This is a genomic window from Halostella sp. PRR32, assembly GCF_034808085.1.
Classification (GTDB): Archaea; Halobacteriota; Halobacteria; order Halobacteriales; family Natronoarchaeaceae; genus Halostella; species Halostella pelagica.
This window is the reverse complement of sequence record NZ_JAXHGL010000002.1, coordinates 22,126-36,516: the sequence shown is the minus strand read 5'-3', so window position 1 is coordinate 36,516 and position 14,391 is coordinate 22,126. Positions and strand designations below refer to the sequence as shown.

General features: G+C 66.5%; 15 protein-coding genes. 10 read left to right on the top strand and 5 right to left on the bottom strand.

Annotated features, from left to right (window positions below):
* The first annotated feature begins 98 nt into the window (after positions 1–98).
* The 5 genes from SM753_RS05380 (at position 99) to SM753_RS05360 (ending at position 4,696) form a co-directional block, all read left to right on the top strand.
* On the top strand, positions 99–923 hold the full coding sequence (locus SM753_RS05380; RefSeq protein WP_323190836.1) for a DUF63 family protein: 825 nt from the start codon (positions 99–101) through the stop codon (positions 921–923).
* A gap of 108 nt (positions 924–1,031) precedes the next feature.
* Positions 1,032–1,352: a HalOD1 output domain-containing protein gene (locus SM753_RS05375; protein WP_323190835.1), complete on the top strand. Its 321-nt coding sequence runs from the start codon at positions 1,032–1,034 to the stop codon at positions 1,350–1,352.
* A 53-nt stretch (positions 1,353–1,405) separates the two neighbouring features.
* Positions 1,406–2,131: a nucleoside phosphorylase gene (locus SM753_RS05370; protein ID WP_323190834.1), complete on the top strand. Its 726-nt coding sequence runs from the start codon at positions 1,406–1,408 to the stop codon at positions 2,129–2,131.
* Positions 2,132–2,214: 83 nt separating this feature from the next.
* Positions 2,215–3,216 carry an AI-2E family transporter gene (locus SM753_RS05365; RefSeq protein WP_323190833.1) on the top strand — a complete coding sequence of 334 codons (1,002 nt, stop codon included), beginning with the start codon at positions 2,215–2,217 and terminating at the stop codon, positions 3,214–3,216.
* Positions 3,217–3,307: 91 nt separating this feature from the next.
* On the top strand, positions 3,308–4,696 hold the full coding sequence (locus SM753_RS05360; protein WP_323190832.1) for an HPP family protein: 1,389 nt from the start codon (positions 3,308–3,310) through the stop codon (positions 4,694–4,696).
* A 36-nt stretch (positions 4,697–4,732) separates the two neighbouring features.
* Here SM753_RS05360 and SM753_RS05355 read toward each other — a convergent pair whose 3' ends face one another.
* Positions 4,733–5,884, bottom strand: a complete 1,152-nt coding sequence (locus SM753_RS05355) for an NAD-binding protein (protein WP_323190831.1) — start codon at positions 5,882–5,884, stop codon at positions 4,733–4,735.
* 135 nt (positions 5,885–6,019) lie between these two features.
* Between SM753_RS05355 and SM753_RS05350 the strand changes: the two genes are divergently transcribed.
* Genes SM753_RS05350 through SM753_RS05340 form a run of 3 tightly spaced genes read left to right on the top strand, consistent with a single transcriptional unit; the run spans position 6,020 to position 8,699 of the window.
* Positions 6,020–7,258, top strand: coding sequence for a TrkA C-terminal domain-containing protein (locus tag SM753_RS05350; RefSeq protein ID WP_323190830.1), 1,239 nt, complete (start codon positions 6,020–6,022; stop codon positions 7,256–7,258).
* On the top strand, positions 7,255–8,403 hold the full coding sequence (locus SM753_RS05345) for a potassium transporter TrkA (RefSeq protein WP_323190829.1): 1,149 nt from the start codon (positions 7,255–7,257) through the stop codon (positions 8,401–8,403). The genes SM753_RS05350 and SM753_RS05345 overlap by 4 nt, the downstream gene beginning before the upstream one ends.
* Positions 8,404–8,423: 20 nt before the next feature.
* Positions 8,424–8,699: a ubiquitin-like small modifier protein 1 gene (locus tag SM753_RS05340; RefSeq protein ID WP_138798069.1), complete on the top strand. Its 276-nt coding sequence runs from the start codon at positions 8,424–8,426 to the stop codon at positions 8,697–8,699.
* A gap of 58 nt (positions 8,700–8,757) precedes the next feature.
* Here the strand turns inward: SM753_RS05340 and SM753_RS05335 are convergent, their stop codons facing one another.
* Together SM753_RS05335 and gatD are read right to left on the bottom strand one after the other, a co-directional pair.
* Positions 8,758–9,738 carry a GNAT family N-acetyltransferase gene (locus tag SM753_RS05335; protein ID WP_323190828.1) on the bottom strand — a complete coding sequence of 327 codons (981 nt, stop codon included), beginning with the start codon at positions 9,736–9,738 and terminating at the stop codon, positions 8,758–8,760.
* Entirely contained in the window at positions 9,729–10,970 is a 1,242-nt protein-coding gene (gene gatD, locus SM753_RS05330) for a Glu-tRNA(Gln) amidotransferase subunit GatD (RefSeq protein WP_135535683.1), read from the bottom strand. Before gatD ends, SM753_RS05335 begins: the two co-directional genes overlap by 10 nt.
* A 140-nt stretch (positions 10,971–11,110) precedes the next feature.
* Between gatD and SM753_RS05325 the strand changes: the two genes are divergently transcribed.
* Positions 11,111–11,638, top strand: coding sequence for a hypothetical protein (locus SM753_RS05325; protein WP_323190827.1), 528 nt, complete (start codon positions 11,111–11,113; stop codon positions 11,636–11,638).
* Between the two features lie 65 nt (positions 11,639–11,703).
* Positions 11,704–12,177: a DUF456 domain-containing protein gene (locus SM753_RS05320; RefSeq protein ID WP_135535685.1), complete on the top strand. Its 474-nt coding sequence runs from the start codon at positions 11,704–11,706 to the stop codon at positions 12,175–12,177.
* Here the strand turns inward: SM753_RS05320 and SM753_RS05315 are convergent.
* Together SM753_RS05315 and SM753_RS05310 are read right to left on the bottom strand one after the other, a co-directional pair.
* Complete coding sequence (locus SM753_RS05315) at positions 12,174–12,854, bottom strand: ArsR family transcriptional regulator (RefSeq protein WP_138798065.1); 681 nt, start codon at positions 12,852–12,854, stop codon at positions 12,174–12,176. The two genes, SM753_RS05320 and SM753_RS05315, sit on opposite strands and share 4 nt — an antisense overlap.
* A gap of 41 nt (positions 12,855–12,895) precedes the next feature.
* Positions 12,896–14,041, bottom strand: a complete 1,146-nt coding sequence (locus tag SM753_RS05310; protein WP_323190826.1) for a hypothetical protein — start codon at positions 14,039–14,041, stop codon at positions 12,896–12,898.
* Positions 14,042–14,391 lie beyond the last annotated feature (350 nt).

The following is a 14,391-nucleotide window of genomic DNA, read 5'->3' as shown; positions in this document are numbered from 1 at the left end:
CGGGGACCGAACCGGACGGAAGCTGTTATCGAAGTATCATTTATTCGACGGTGTCGGTTACCGGAAGTTTTTCGGTGATGTCGCGCCGGTCGTCCTACATGGTCTTACCGGAAGGGGTTGTGGTACCGCCGTTGCCGTATCTCGTGGGGTTGGGGATCGGGATTGTCGCTGTCGTAGCGCTTCTGTACGCCATTTCACCGCCAGTCACCGACTGGACGGTCGTCTCGTTCGCGCCGTGGATGGCGACGGGAGCGACGCTGCACGTCCTCTATCTACAGGAAACCTTCCCCGATGCGGTCAGACCGCTGTTCAGCGCAGGAGCGGTGTACGTCACGACTGCCATCGTCGCCGGGCTCGTCTGGATCGTAGCGACGCTGTTGACGGCGGCCCGCCGGAACGCGTCGGTCGCACGGTACATCGGGACAGTCGGTACCGGCGTCGCCGTCACCTTCGTGATGTTCTCGTTGTACAAGGGAACGCAGACAGGAACGTTAGAGCCGTTCTGGCCGGTTATCGGCGGCGTACTGGCCGGCGTCATCGCCGCACTGGCCTGGTTGCTCCTGAGTTTCACCGTCACGGAAGCGGCCGCAGTGACCGGGATGAGCGGAGCGCTAGTCGTGTTCTCGCACTCGCTTGACGGGGTTTCGACCGCCATCGGCGTAGACGTTCTGGGTGCCGGCGAGAAAACTCCCGCCTCGCAGGCCATACTCGACCTCGCGGCCCGGCTACCGGTTGCAGACAGCATCGGCGTCGGCTGGCTGTTCGTCCTCGTGAAGATAACGCTCGCGCTGCTCATCGTCTCGCTGTTCGAGGAGTACGTCCGCGAGCAACCGCGTCAGGCGAGGGTTCTCCTCGGCATTGTCGCCGCCGTCGGTATCGGCCCCGGCATACACAATCTCCTGCTGTTTACCGTCGGGGCCTGAGCCGGGACGCGTAAATGTCAATTAATATATAATCGTCTGACAAAGTTATTTGTTCATCAACGTAGCCTCAGTGAATGAAGGAGCACCTCACAGGGGGATGGATTACCAATGAGCGGAAACTTATCGAATATACCGAGCGATAGTACAGACCGGAAGCGTGGTGGGGTCGGTACGACCCACCGATACGACGCCGACGAGGCGGAACCGCCGAGCGTCGCCGTCTCGCGCGCGCTCGCCGGAGCGCGCGGGGAATCTCCGTGTTCGTCGACGCCGCAGCTGTACGAATACGTCGATCCGGACGCGCTGGACTCCCTGTTCGTCGAGTGGGGGTCGGCCGACTCGGCGACGACAGTCGACATGGAGATCGGTCGATACACCGTCGTCGTACGCGGCCGGGGCGAGGTAGTCGTCCGGGTCACCGGGACCTGACGCTATCGGCGGCGAAGCACACGCTTTTTCTCGGCGTCCGCCGAAGTCGACGTATGGCGAAACAGCCGCATCTACTGGTGGAACCGGGCGATCTGACCGACGTTGCGCTCCTCCCGGGCGACCCGGGGCGCGTAGACCGGATCGCCGGGCACTGCGACGACCACACTGTCGTCGCGGAGAACCGCGAGTACAAGGTGGTCAACGCGGAGTACGAAGGCCGGGAGCTGACGATCTGTTCGACCGGGATCGGGAGCCCGTCCGCCGCCATCGCTGCCGAGGAACTGGACGCGGTCGGCGTCGAGACGCTCATCCGCGTCGGGACGACCGGCGCGCTCCAGCAAGGCATCGACATCGGCGACATGGTCGTCGCGACCGGCGCGGCGAAAGACGAGGGGACGACGAAGCGCTACGAGGACGCCACACTCCCCGCCGTCCCGGACTACGACGTGTTGACCGCGCTCGTCGACGGCGCGGAGGCGAACGGCGAAGACGTCCACGTCGGTCCCGTCGCCACCGACGACGCGTTCTACGCGGAGACCGACCAGTACGTCGAGAACTGGGAGGCCGCCGGCGTTCTCGCCGTCGAGATGGAGGCCGCGGCCCTCTTTACCCTCGCTCGCCGCAAGGGGATGCGCGCCGGCGCTATCTGTACCGTCGACGGGAACCTCGTCGAAGGGACCCAGAAGGGCGAGACGGACGAGGACGAACTCCCGTCGAAGGCGAAAAACAACGTCGAACGGGCGATCGATATCGCGCTCGACGCCACGACGACGCTCTGAGCGGCGGCCCCACGCGCGTAAGGACGGCGTTTCCGGTCACTTCGACCTCCCGCTTTTGCCCCTCGCCGTGGCCAGCGATCAGTATGAACGCGAACCGCGGCTTTCTGCTCGGCCTCATCGCTGTACTCGGTGCGTTTGCGGCGCTACTCGTTCTCCCCTTCCTGCAGTTTCTACTGCTCGCTATCCTGCTCGTCTACATTCTCAATCCCGTTCATCAGCGGTATCTCGTCCCCTGGATCGGCGAAACGAAAAGCGCGTTCACGCTCATCACGCTGACGTCGCTGCTCGTTCTCCTGCCGCTGTTTTTCCTGTTCCAGTCCGTCTTCGGGCAGGCGCAGGCGCTGTACCGGGCCATTCGTGACGGCGACGTGACTGTGGCGCTTGTAGAGGACACGGTGGAGAACGCGGTGGGGGTAGGGCTTGACCTCGAATCGATCTTCGGTAACGCCCCGCAGGAACTCGGCTCGACGGCGTTCAGCGAAGCGCTCGGCCTCTTCGACCTGGTGACCCACGTCGTGATCGGGTTCGGGATCACCGTGTTTCTCCTGTACTATCTCCTGAAAGACGGGGCCGAGTTCGTCGCGTGGCTGAAAGACGTCGTCCCGCTGCCGCCGGACGTGCAGGACGAACTGTTCGAGGAGATAGATAACGTCATGTGGGCGGTCCTCGCCGGACACGTGTTCGTCGCCGCCGTTCAGGGCGGGATCGCAGGGATAGGGCTGTTCGTCACCGGCATTCCGAACGCCCTGTTCTGGACCGTCGTGATGATGGTGCTGGCGTTGCTGCCGGTCGTCGGCGCGTTCCTCGTCTGGGGTCCCGCCGCGGTCTTTCTGCTCAGCAACGGTGACGCCGCCGCCGCCGTCGGTCTGACAGTGTACGGGACGATCGTCGTCGGGATCACTGACGATTACCTCCGTCCCGTCGTCGTCGACCGGCGGGCCAACCTGAACCCGGCGGTCATCCTGTTCGGGATCGTAGGCGGCGTCTACGTGATCGGGGCGATGGGGATCTTCTTCGGACCGGTTCTCCTCGGTGCCCTGAAGGCCACGATAGACGTTTTCGACGAGCAGTACAACCGGTTCTGACGGATCAGCTACGGACCGCGGCGGCTCTGCCCCGCCGAGGACGTGTCGTCTGACGGAACGCCTTTACCCGGGGGCCGTTACAGTTGCCGGCATGCGAGACGCGCTCTGGTCCCGGCTTCGCGCCGCTAAACGACGGCTACGTCGGGTCGAGCGTAGGGAGATACGGGAGTTCAGACGCTGGATAGAACACACTGAAAACTTCGTTCACGTCACTGCGATCTTCGTCGTTCCCCTGCTCATCGCGCTGGTGACGGCCGTCTCGAACGCCGTTCAGCAACTCTCCTTTCTCCTCTTTCCGCCGCTGGCGTCGGGAACGTACACGCTGTTTTCAGACCCGGAAGGGGAGTACGCGTCTCCCGGTCGGTTCGTCGTCGGCCTGACGACCGGCGCGGCGAGCGGGTGGGTGGCGCTCGAACTCGCTAGGCTCGTTCTGTCGGAACCTGCCGGTCAGTTCCGGGTCAGCGCGCCGGCCGCGGCGCTGGCTATCTTCCTCACCGGTCTCGTCACGTGGCTGCTCGACGTCGAGGAACCGTCGGCGTACGCCTGCGGCCTCCTCGTCTTGCTCATCGACGCCTCGCCGTTCGCGTACGTTGTCAGCGTCGCAACCTCGTCGGCGCTCGTCGCCCTGGTGTTCGTCGTCTGGCGGCACGAATTCTACGAGAACCGCGCCCGCTACCTCTACCGCTCGACCCGCGGTGACGACCACGTTCTCGTTCCGATGCACGGCGACTCCGCCGCAGCGACGGCCCGTCTCGGCGCGGAACTCGCCGCCGCACACGAGGCCGGGAAAGTAGTCCTGCTGGGGTTCGCCGACCGGACGACCGACGGCGGCGAGGGTCAAACGCCAACAGAGGACGAGGGCGACGAACTGGCGCGCCGCCTCGAATCCCACGCGGCGAACGTTCGGACGACGGTCGGCGTCCCCTGCGAGGTGGTCGTCGCCGCAACGGAGGCCCGAGCGTCGGCGACGCTCCGGACTGCTCGGGAAGCGAACTGCGACCTGATCGTCTCGCCGTACGAGAAGGAGTACGGTCACCTCTCGGGGTACGTCAGATCGCTGTTCGGCGGTGACATCGACGTGATAGCCGCTCGCGTGGACGCCGACCAGCGACGCTGGCGCCGGGTTCTCGTCCCCGTTCGAAAAGCCGGCGGGGCGGCCCACGTAAAAGTCGAGTTCGCTCGACGGCTCGCAGGGCCGTCCGGAACGGTCGCAGTCGCGACCTGCATCGACGACGAACGCGAGCGACGCGCCGCGGAGGCGATGCTCGCGAACGTCGTCGAGGCGTTCGACGGGCCGTTCGAGACGCGGGTCGCAAGCGCCAGCATAGAGTCGTTTCTCGCGGCGAACGCGCCGCGGTACGACCTGACGATAATCGGGGCCAGCACCGACCGCTCGACCGCCTCCCGGTTCGTCTCCCCACCGACGTTCGAACGGATCGACGACGTGGACGCCGCCGTCGCGGTCGTTCATCTGGCCTGAATCGCCGGTTCGCGGGCGGACGCCGTAACCGCGCGGTCAGTGCTCGTCGAGTAACTGGCTCGCGATGGCTTCCGTGTCGTCCTGGCCGAGCGCCGACTGAGCGAGCAGGTGGCTCCCGATGGCCGCCGGGCTGATCACGCTGTCGGCACCCGCACGGCGAAGCTTCTCGACGTTCTCGTCGTCCGTGGCCGCGGCGACGATCCGCACGTCGGGATGAAGCTGTCGGGCTGTCAGCACGCTCAGCGCGTCCTCGGCGTCGTTGTTCGTCGCGGCGACGACGGCGCGGGCGTCCGACAACCGCGTGCGTTCGAGCGTCTCCTCGTCGCTCGGGTCCCCCGTGACGACGAGGAAGCCGCGTTCGCGGAGCGCTTCCAGGCGCTCCGACCGCGGGGCGATAACGACGAAATCCGTGTCGCTCGCGTCGAGTTCGTTGAGAAGCGGTTCAGTCAGTTCGCCGTACCCCAGGACGAGAATGTGGCCTTCGAGGAGTTCTAGCTGTGATTCTGTCATCTTTCCGAGTGCGCTTGTAATCCGGGCTTCGATGGCGGGGCCGAGCAACGCGCCGAGCGCGATTGCGAACGTCGCCGTTCCGAGCGTGACGACGGATATCGAAAACAGCTTCGCGGTCTGTGAGGCCGCAGTCACGTCACCGTACCCCACGGTGCTCGCGGTGACGATGGTGTAGTAGAACGCGTCGAGCGCCGTCGAGACGCCGTTGAAATCCTCACGGAGCGCGTACGTTCCGGTCGTCCCGTACACCATCACGCTGGCGAGCGCGATACCCGCGGCGAGCTGCGAGGTCGACAGCGTTAGCCCCCTGTCGAACCGGCGGTAGTTGACGAGAACGACCGGCAGCGCTGCTATCGAGAGAATGACCAGCGGCAACGACAGTTCGTTCGACTGGACGAGTCCCTGGCCGGCAGTCACGGGGAGCAAGACGACGGTGGAGTACCAGGCGGCGCGCAGTCCCCGCCGCAGACCGAGCGCGCTCGCAAGCATGAGAAACCCAGTGAGCGCGCCGGTGAATCCGGCGAGTCGCTGGACGGACGGCGGAACGTACTCGCCGATAGGGCCGAACACCGTCGTCGACGTGATGTTGGCGACACCGGTGACGACCGAGAGAACGGCCACCGTCATCACCAGCAACACCGTCATCCGCACTCCGAGACGGCCCCTACCTTCGACCATACCCATCACTCACGCCGGCCGCGCATAAATGCCGTCGGTATCCGTGTTAGTACCCGCCTCGGGCCCCAGTGACGGCCTCCGGTATGCCGGGAGCCAGTCGACACCGATTTAATAGTCGCTTCCCATGCACGTCTCATGCCAACGTTGCCGGTCGAGGTTCTTCTCGGCATCTATCTGGGGTTGCTCACGGGGATCTTCCCCGCTCTCGTCTCCGGCGGCCTCGGCTTCGTCTTCAAGTACTTCACCGGGGTTACGCTCCCCGGCCTCGGGGTCGTCGTCCTCGCCGTCGCGGTGGCGGGCGTCAACGGGGGGCTTCTCGGTCTCATCGACCCGACGATAAAGCAGTCGCCGCGGTTACTCGTCGCCGTCACCGTCGTGATGATGCTGTCGCTGTACGCCCACAGCCAGGGTGACAAACTCGGCACGACGCTCCCGAAGCGGTTCTCGCTGCGGTCGTTCCGGCCCAACACGCTCTCGACGGACGTGGTCGAGTTCGTCGGCGGGATCGGACAGGTGACGATCACTCCGACCGGGCAGGTCGACGACATGGAGGGGTACCCCCCGCTTCAGGCGGACGTTCGCGCGGCGATCCGCGAGGGGTCCTGGCAGTTCCCCGCGGACGTTCCGCTTGCGGAACTGGAGCGTCGGCTGACGGAGCGCCTCCAGTCCGAACACGACCTGGCCGACGCCGTCGTCTCGATCAACAGTCGGGGTCGAGCGACGATCAGCGCCGCGCCGCCGTCGGGCGGCCTCTCGGCCCGGGTCCCCGCCGGCCACCGCGCCGTCTCGGTGAGCGCGCTCGTCCCGACGGGTATCGCCCGCGGTGACCGCGTCCGAGTCGTCACCGAGAACGGAGCCGTCGAGGGGACGGTACTCAGCGCGAGGTCGACCCCGGACGCCGAGTCGCCGGAGCCGATGGTCACGACGGACGGCGGTGCCGAAGCGGCCGCGGTCGCGGCGCGTCCCGTCGCGCCGACGACCACCGGCGGCGAGGGCAGGGTGACAGTCGCGGTCCGTAGAGAGGCGGCTTCGACCTTGCTCCGAGCGTCCCGGGGTGATGTCGTCGTCCTCGCCCGGGGCGTTCGCGGCGAGTACGAACTCGTCTCCCTACTCCGCGGGGCCGGTGCGCGTATCCGTCGGCTGACGGTCGCTTCGGACAGCGATCTCGTGGGACGAACGCTCGGCGAAGCCGACGTCCGGGAAACGGACGGCGTCGCCGTGCTGGCCGTCAAACGCGGGACGGACCAGGCGGCCGACGCGTCCGAACGGTGGCAGTTCTCGCCCGACGCGACGGTGTCGCTCGCCGCGGGCGACGAACTGTTCGCCGTCGGGACGAGCGAAGCGCTGGACCGGTTGGGAGGGACCCCTCGATGATCCCGCCGGTCGAGACGCTGGTTTCGGCGGGCACTCGCATTCTCGTGTTCTCGGTGCTGGCCGGTAGCGTAGCGGCGACGACGGCGTTCGCCTACCGCTGGTACGGCCACCAACAGGTTCCCGAGGGCCTGGCCGTGCTGTTCGGCCTCTCGGTCGTCGGGGGGTGGCTCAACACCGACGCCGCGCTCCAGGAGGCGATAGTCGGCCGGTCTGACCTGCTCGACCCGGAGGTGGCCGTGTTCACCATCGCGGCGTTCGTCGCCGGCGGCGTCGCGTCCGACCTCGGCAGGCGAGGGGGCGACCGACTGGCGACGGACTCGCTGTCGGTCTCCGGGGCGCGGAACATAGACGCAGAGGTGAGCCAACTCGTCAGGACCGCCGGCCGCGTCGTCCGCGTCGAACTTCCGGAGGACGTAGCGGACATCGACGGGTACGACCCGGTTCCCGACGAGACGAAAATCGACATCGCCGGATCGACGTTCCTGTTCCCCAGGCGGCTGACGGTCGCGGAGCTGCAGGACCGCATCCGAACCCGCCTGACCGACGACTACGGCGTCGGTCACGTCGACCTGGCCGTCACCGCCGACGGCACAGTCGACTACCTCGCGCTCGGCAGTCGCGCCGCCGGGCTCGGGCCGACGCTCACGCCGGGAACCGCCGCCGTCGCCGTCCGCGCCGATCCCGCGTTCAGCGCCTCGCCCGGGGACGCCGTGCAGGTGTATCGCGACGGCGAGACGCCCGCTCGCGTGGCGACCGCCGAACTCCGGGCCGCCGTCGGCGACGTCGCGACGCTCGCCGTCGGCGAAGCTGAGGCGACGAAGTTCGACGCGGACGAGGCCTACCGGCTCGTCACGCTCCCGGCGTCGACGTCGGAGGGCCGCGAGTTCGCGTCGCTGTTGCGGGCCGCGGACGAGACGATGGGCGTGGTGTCGGTGCGCGAGGGGAGCGCTCTCGTCGGACAGCCGATCGGGGCGCTCTCCGTCAGCGTCGTCGCGGTGAAACCGGCTAACGGCGAGGTCGTCGTCGTCCCCGATCGCACCCGGCTCCTCGCCGCCGGTGACGCGGTGTACACGGTCGCACACCCGGGAGACCTCCGCCGGTTCGAGGCCGCCGCCGGATCGCCGGATGCGGAAATTACTTCCTAACGCGCCGGTCAACCACGGGTATGGAGTGGAAGCTCTTCGCCGATCTCGCGGAGCGTGCCGGGGGGAAACACGTCCCCGTCGAAGACGACGCCGACACCGTGGGCGAGGCGCTCGACGCGCTTCTCGCGGAGAACCCGGCGTTAGAAGAGCGCGTGCTCGCCGACGACGGCGACCTGCGCGACCACATCAACGTGCTCCGGAACGGCACTAACGTGCTGGTCGAGGGCGATGGCCTTGACGAGAAACTGGAAGCGGGCGACGAACTCGCGCTGTTCCCCCCGGTCAGCGGCGGGTAACGACGACGGAGATCACTCGAAGCCTCGCCGCGTCCAGTGCTGCCACCGTCGTCAGCGGTCAGTCACCGCCACCGTAGTCCGCGGTCAGGTCCGCGGCCATCACGAAGTCCGGGTCGTCAGACACCGCGGTCCGGGTCGCGGCGACGTCGCTGACGTACCGGGCGGTTTCGGGGATCAGGACGCGCGTCCGGTCGACGCCGAGTTCCCCCGCGTCGCGCCGTATCGCGGCGAACAGCGCGCGGGCGGCGGGAACGTCGTCCCACGCACCGACGCCGTATTCGGCCCAGCGTTCGGTTTCGCCCTGCTCGTTCTCCCGTTCGTAGTCGCGGACGCGGAAGGCCATCGCTCGTGTTCCGTCGTTCTGGACGGCGAACACCGCATTCTCTTCCGCGGCGCGCTGGAGAACCTCGCGGGTGAGTTCCTGCGTCGCCCACGTTTCCTCGGGCGAGAGTACCAGTCCTCGCAGGTGTTCGCGGGCGTCGCTGTCGGCCCAGTACGACCAGGCGGCGTCGGGGCTGGCCGTTACGGAAACATCTGAGTCGCCGGTAGCAGTCGCCTCGGGGTCCGCGTTCCCGTCCGGTTCGGGGAGCGCCCACCGAAACTCCGTCGCGGGCGAGAACCCGGCGGCGCGGGAGTGGCCGAGGCCGGCGACGTTCCACGAGAACACCATGTTACGCGCGACGACGGCTCCCCCCTCGCGGCCCCAGTCGAACAGTTCCCAGGTGATGGCATCGGCGATCCCCTCGCCCCGGTGGTCGGGCGCGATCCGAATGCCCTGACACCAGATCTCGTGGTCCGACAGGCGGACGGCCTGTGCGATGCCGACGACGGTGGCGTCGACTTCGGCGACGAACGTGCGCTGTCGGTCGCCGCCGTCTGGTCCCTCGATCCAGTCGTGGTAGATGTCGGGGATGTAATCGCTCCCGTCGCGGTCGCTCCAGGTGTCCCGGGTGAACGAAACCACGTCGTCGTAGTCCTCGGCGGTCGCCGGGCGGAGACGGATTCCCTCCGACGACGCGTTCGAGTCGTTCACTCCCATGGAACCGAGCGCTCCGTGAGTTCGCCTTCGAGCGGTTCTCGCATCGTCGTCTCCGGGTCGGACGTGTTCGCGAGCGCCCACATCAGTTTCACCTTCGCGGTACCCGGCAAGGTGTCACCGGCCTCGACGACGCCCGCCTCCAGCAGGTCGCGCCCGGTGTCGTACACACGGTCGCACACCCGCCCTTCGAGACACTGGCTGGTCATGACGACCGTCGTCCCACCGTCGACCAGTTTCTCGATCCGCGGGACGAGGTCAGTGTGGACGTGGCCGAGGCCGGTCCCCTCGATCACGAGGCCGGACTTCCCCTCGGCGACGTCGAGGTACGCGGGGTCCATTCCGGGCGTGAACTTGAGGTGTTCGACGTCGGGGTCGAGGTCCGGTGCGAGCGAGAGGTCGGCCGACCCGCGTTCGCGGTACTCGCGCCGGAACGACACCTCTCGGGACTCGTAGTCGACGCGGCCCAGCGGTTTCGCGCCGACCGTCTCGAAGGCGTCGCGGCGCGAGGTGTGGTTCTTCCGGACGCGAGTGCCGCGGTGGAGCGCGCAGGCGTCGTCGCTCTCGCTCTCGTGCATGCAGACCATCACCTCCGCGGCGTCGCCTTTCGCGGCCTCGACGGCACAGACGGCGTTCATTACGTTGTCGCTGGACGGCCGGTCCGCCGAGCGCTGACTGCCCGTGAAGACGACCGGAACGGGTGTGTCGAGCATGAACGAGAGCGCCGACGCGGTGAACTGCATCGTGTCGGTCCCGTGCATGACCACGACGCCGTCCGCGCCCGCCTCTATCTCCTCGTGGACAGCCTCGGCGAGTTCCCGCCACACGTCCGGCGTCATGTTCTCCGAGAGGATGTTGGCGACGACCCGGCCGCGGTAGTTCGCCATGCCGGCCAGGTCCGGCACCGCCCGGAGAACGTCCTCGGCGTCGAACTGCGCCGTCACGGCCCCGGTGCGGTAGTCGACTGTCGACGCGATGGTGCCGCCGGTGCTGATAAGCGAGATCGTAGGCAGGTCCTCGTCGAATTCGACGCCGGAGGACTCCGCCGCGTCCTCGTCCTCGATGTCGTACACGTCGGATTCGAGAACCTCAACTTCCGCGCCCTCGCGGTCGACGCCGACGTTGTATCCGCCGTCGAGTTTGACGACGAGGTGGTCCGCCGTCGTGGACGGGAGCAACACGCCCTCGTGGGTCTGGTCCGCGCGTTCGACGCGGACGCGGTCGCCTGCGTTCATCTTGCCTGTGGTTCGTTCCGCGGCACTTCAAGCGTTGCGTTCTGGTCGGCGACGCGGTTGGGAGCGGGGGACTGATCTCGGCCGAGTGATCGATTGCGTTCTCGGAGCGTTTAAGCCCCGGGCGGCGCTTTCTACCGGACATGAGCTTCGACGCGGTCGCTCACGCGACGGGAGCCGAGTTCCGGCCGGTGTCAGTCCGCATCGCAGTCGCGGTGTTGGCCGGGTTCGGCGCGGCCGCGATCGCGAACATGTTGATGAGCGTGCTCCCTGAGGGGGAGGTTCCGCCGCGGGTGACCCTCATTGCTCTCTGGCCGGGCGTCCCCCGGAACGCCGTCCCCGCCGCGACCCATACCGTCCAGTACCTCGGCGGGATCGCAGCTGCGGTCGGGATCGAACTGGTTCTGGTCGCCATCGACGGCGTCCGAACGACGCACGTTCTCTTCCTCGGTTGGGTTTCGGTCTCCCGACTCGCGGTGGCGTTTCTCGCCGCCGCCGCTATCTGGGTTCTGTTCGTCACCCTGGCGTTACCGCAGGTCGGTCCGGACCTGCTGAGCGAGTACGACCGGCGAGAGAGGGGGATCCGTCGAGACTGGTCAGTTTCAGCGCTCGTCTACGCCGCGGCCGTCTCGGCGCTCGTCCCCGCCCTGTACGTTCTCTTGCCGGTGTAGCGGCGTTCGTTTTCCGATCCGGCCCGAGGGAAAATTCCTTGCCGGTCGGGACACAACGTAGTCCCATGAGCGAACGCACGGACCAGATATCCCGGTCGAGCGAGGAAGTCAGCGTCGACGAATCGCTCGGCGACACCTTCGAATCCGACGGACTCCGTACGGGGGCGACTGGTTCGGACGAGGAAGAAGGGGGCCTAGAACAGTGGTTCTCGCCGCAGGCGTTTCTCCTCTCCGCGATACTGCTTACCGTCGGTCTCGTCGGCGGCGGAACGGCGATACCCCTGTTCGGCAGGCCGGCCGGGATGCTTCTGGTCGCCTTCGCGTTCGGCCTGGCGAGCGGCGAGCGGCGGTACGGAGAGGTCGGCCTGGCGGGCGTCGTAGTCGGCGGCCTGGCGTCCCTGCTCCGGAACGCGGTTCTGACCATCGCGGGGGTCGGTCTCCCGCTCGTCGCCGTCAGCGCCGTCGTCGGCGGCCTGGCGGCGGTAGTCGGTCTCTATTTCGGCCGCGACCTCCGCGACGGCCTGACTCGCGACATCTAAGCCAGCGTCCACCCGTCGTTCGTCCGTCGCACCAGGCCGCTCTCGGCCATCGCCGCGAGCGTCTCCTCGACGAGTTCCGGCGGCGCGTCGACCTCCTCGCCGATTTCGGTGACGGTCAGCGGTCCGTTGCCGAGACAGCGCAGGATATCCGCCGAGAGTCGACTGTTCACCTCGTCGTCGGTGACCTCAGCGATGCGGTCCAGAAGGTCGGTCATCCGGCCCTGCACCCACCGCTGGGCCAGCGAGAGTTCGTTCTCCAGGTCTTCGAGGCGCGATAGCTCCGCCGCGAGGTCTTCCGGGTCATCGACATCGTCGCCGTCGTCCGCATCGTCGCTCGCCGACTCCGATCGCGCGTCAATAGAGAGATACCGGCAGGTGGTGATATCGAGGCTCTTGCTCGCGGGGTAGGCGCTTTTCGTTCCGAACCCGTACGGCGAGACGTTCACCTCGAGACGGAGGTTCCGGGCGATGTGAAAGTACTTCCGCCGCTGGTCGTCGGTGTGGCTCTCGACAAGGCCCGCCTCCTCCAGTTTCCGCAAGTGTTCGATGACCGCCTTGGGACTGACGGCGAGATACTCGCTTATCTCGGTCACGTAGCAGGGCTTGCGCGACAGCAATCGAAGGATACGCCTGCGGTTTTCGTTTCCGAGCAGGTCGAGCAGTGCGGCAGAATCCATTCAGTGAAACGTTGGCGACGAGCGTTCAAAAGGATGACTGCTCACACCGCCAGTCGGCCGCCGTTTCCGGCGTTGTCGCTTTCACCGGCGTTTCCGTTATTGTCGTTTTCGCCTTCGTTTCCGGAATTATCGTTTCCCTTATCGGCTCCGCCGTTGTCGTTTTTCCCTGCATTGCCGGAGTTATCGCTTTCGTCACTGTCGTTTTCCCCTGCATTGCCGGCCGTATCGTTTCCCTCGTCGTTTCTGGAATCGTCGGCCTCTCCGGAGTTGTCAGTTTCCTCGTCGGCCTCGCTGTCGTCGTCGGTCCCGTCTTCAGCGCTCGCGTCATCACTGTCTTCGTCGTCGGCGTTCGTGTCGTCGGACGAGTCTTGACCGTTGCCGCGGTCCTCCGGCGGACCCGCGCTGTCGTTTCCATTACCCCCGTTACGGTCACCCGGTGGATCCGCACTGCCGTTTCCGGCGTCCGCGCCGCGGTCAGCCGGCGGACCTGCACTCCCGTTCTCATTGTCCGCGCCGCGGTCCTCCGGCGGACCCGCGCTGTCGCTTCCGTTTCTCTCGCTCCGGTTATCCGACGAATCCGCAGTGTCGTTTCCGCTGTCCGCGCCGCGGTCCTCCGGCGGTCCTCTCTCGACGTGGTCGGGGACGACAGCTAACTGTCCGGCCAGCGAGGAAACCTCCTCGCCGCTGAGGTTCGAAGCGTTCGTCCGGATCTCTTCGAGGGCTGTCGCGTTTACTCCGGTCTCCTCTGCCAACGGTTCGGTCCGGTTCGCCGCCCGTTCGAGCGACCGAATGTCACTGACGATACGGCTCAATTGCGCCTGATATTCGACCCGGCTCATGTTCTCTCTGTTTTCCTGCAGGCGCTGTTTGCGCTCCCGGAGGTCGGCCATTTCGGCCCGGAGGTCGTCGGTTCGGTTTCGGACCAGCAGTTCCCGTTCGTCGGCCGTTCCGTTCTCGTACGCGGCATCGAACATCCCGTCCTCGACCGCGCCGTCGGTATCTGACGCGCTCGACTGCATGAACGCGGATATCTCCGCGCCCATCGAACTGTTTGTCGCGTTATCCGCAACTGCCGCCCCGGGGCCGGCGGCCGCCGTATTCACTGCGGCCCCGGCTACTGGCCCTGCGAGTGCGAGCAGTCCGGCGACACAGAGGAGAGCGACCGCCGACGAACGGAACTCGTTCATTACTACGAAACTATAGGTCACAGGTTAAAAACCCGAACTTTCGTTTGATCCGTTCAATGGCCGGTAAAGACTATTCAGAACAGCTATTTAGCGTTCAAAAACGCTTCTAAAGCCGTATTCGCCGTTTCGGACGACACGTGTCTCTTGGCCGGACGGATTCGGGTGTTGCCGGATCCGACGGGTGACCGGATCCGGATAGCGTCGGAAACGCGGGGCTGCTCGCTGGCACGACCGGTCTCCAACTGCCTTCGAACTGCGCGACTGCGAACTCGAACGCGACGACGTGACTGATTGCACGTCCGCATAAACGCTGTGGCGAAGGCTTATCTCCGGCGAGGAATGATATGTAA

Bases quoted from the DNA above. Each gene is read 5' to 3' on its own strand.
- SM753_RS05380 (WP_323190836.1), top strand. From the start codon at position 99: ATGGTCTTACCGGAAGGGGTTGTGGTACCGCCGTTGCCGTATCTCGTG.
- SM753_RS05375 (WP_323190835.1), top strand. From the start codon at position 1,032: ATGAGCGGAAACTTATCGAATATACCGAGCGATAGTACAGACCGGAAG.
- SM753_RS05370 (WP_323190834.1), top strand. From the start codon at position 1,406: ATGGCGAAACAGCCGCATCTACTGGTGGAACCGGGCGATCTGACCGAC.
- SM753_RS05365 (WP_323190833.1), top strand. From the start codon at position 2,215: ATGAACGCGAACCGCGGCTTTCTGCTCGGCCTCATCGCTGTACTCGGT.
- SM753_RS05360 (WP_323190832.1), top strand. From the start codon at position 3,308: ATGCGAGACGCGCTCTGGTCCCGGCTTCGCGCCGCTAAACGACGGCTA.
- SM753_RS05355 (WP_323190831.1), bottom strand. From the start codon at position 5,884: ATGGTCGAAGGTAGGGGCCGTCTCGGAGTGCGGATGACGGTGTTGCTG.
- SM753_RS05350 (WP_323190830.1), top strand. From the start codon at position 6,020: ATGCCAACGTTGCCGGTCGAGGTTCTTCTCGGCATCTATCTGGGGTTG.
- SM753_RS05345 (WP_323190829.1), top strand. From the start codon at position 7,255: ATGATCCCGCCGGTCGAGACGCTGGTTTCGGCGGGCACTCGCATTCTC.
- SM753_RS05340 (WP_138798069.1), top strand. From the start codon at position 8,424: ATGGAGTGGAAGCTCTTCGCCGATCTCGCGGAGCGTGCCGGGGGGAAA.
- SM753_RS05335 (WP_323190828.1), bottom strand. From the start codon at position 9,738: ATGGGAGTGAACGACTCGAACGCGTCGTCGGAGGGAATCCGTCTCCGC.
- gatD (WP_135535683.1), bottom strand. From the start codon at position 10,970: ATGAACGCAGGCGACCGCGTCCGCGTCGAACGCGCGGACCAGACCCAC.
- SM753_RS05325 (WP_323190827.1), top strand. From the start codon at position 11,111: ATGAGCTTCGACGCGGTCGCTCACGCGACGGGAGCCGAGTTCCGGCCG.
- SM753_RS05320 (WP_135535685.1), top strand. From the start codon at position 11,704: ATGAGCGAACGCACGGACCAGATATCCCGGTCGAGCGAGGAAGTCAGC.
- SM753_RS05315 (WP_138798065.1), bottom strand. From the start codon at position 12,854: ATGGATTCTGCCGCACTGCTCGACCTGCTCGGAAACGAAAACCGCAGG.
- SM753_RS05310 (WP_323190826.1), bottom strand. From the start codon at position 14,041: ATGAACGAGTTCCGTTCGTCGGCGGTCGCTCTCCTCTGTGTCGCCGGA.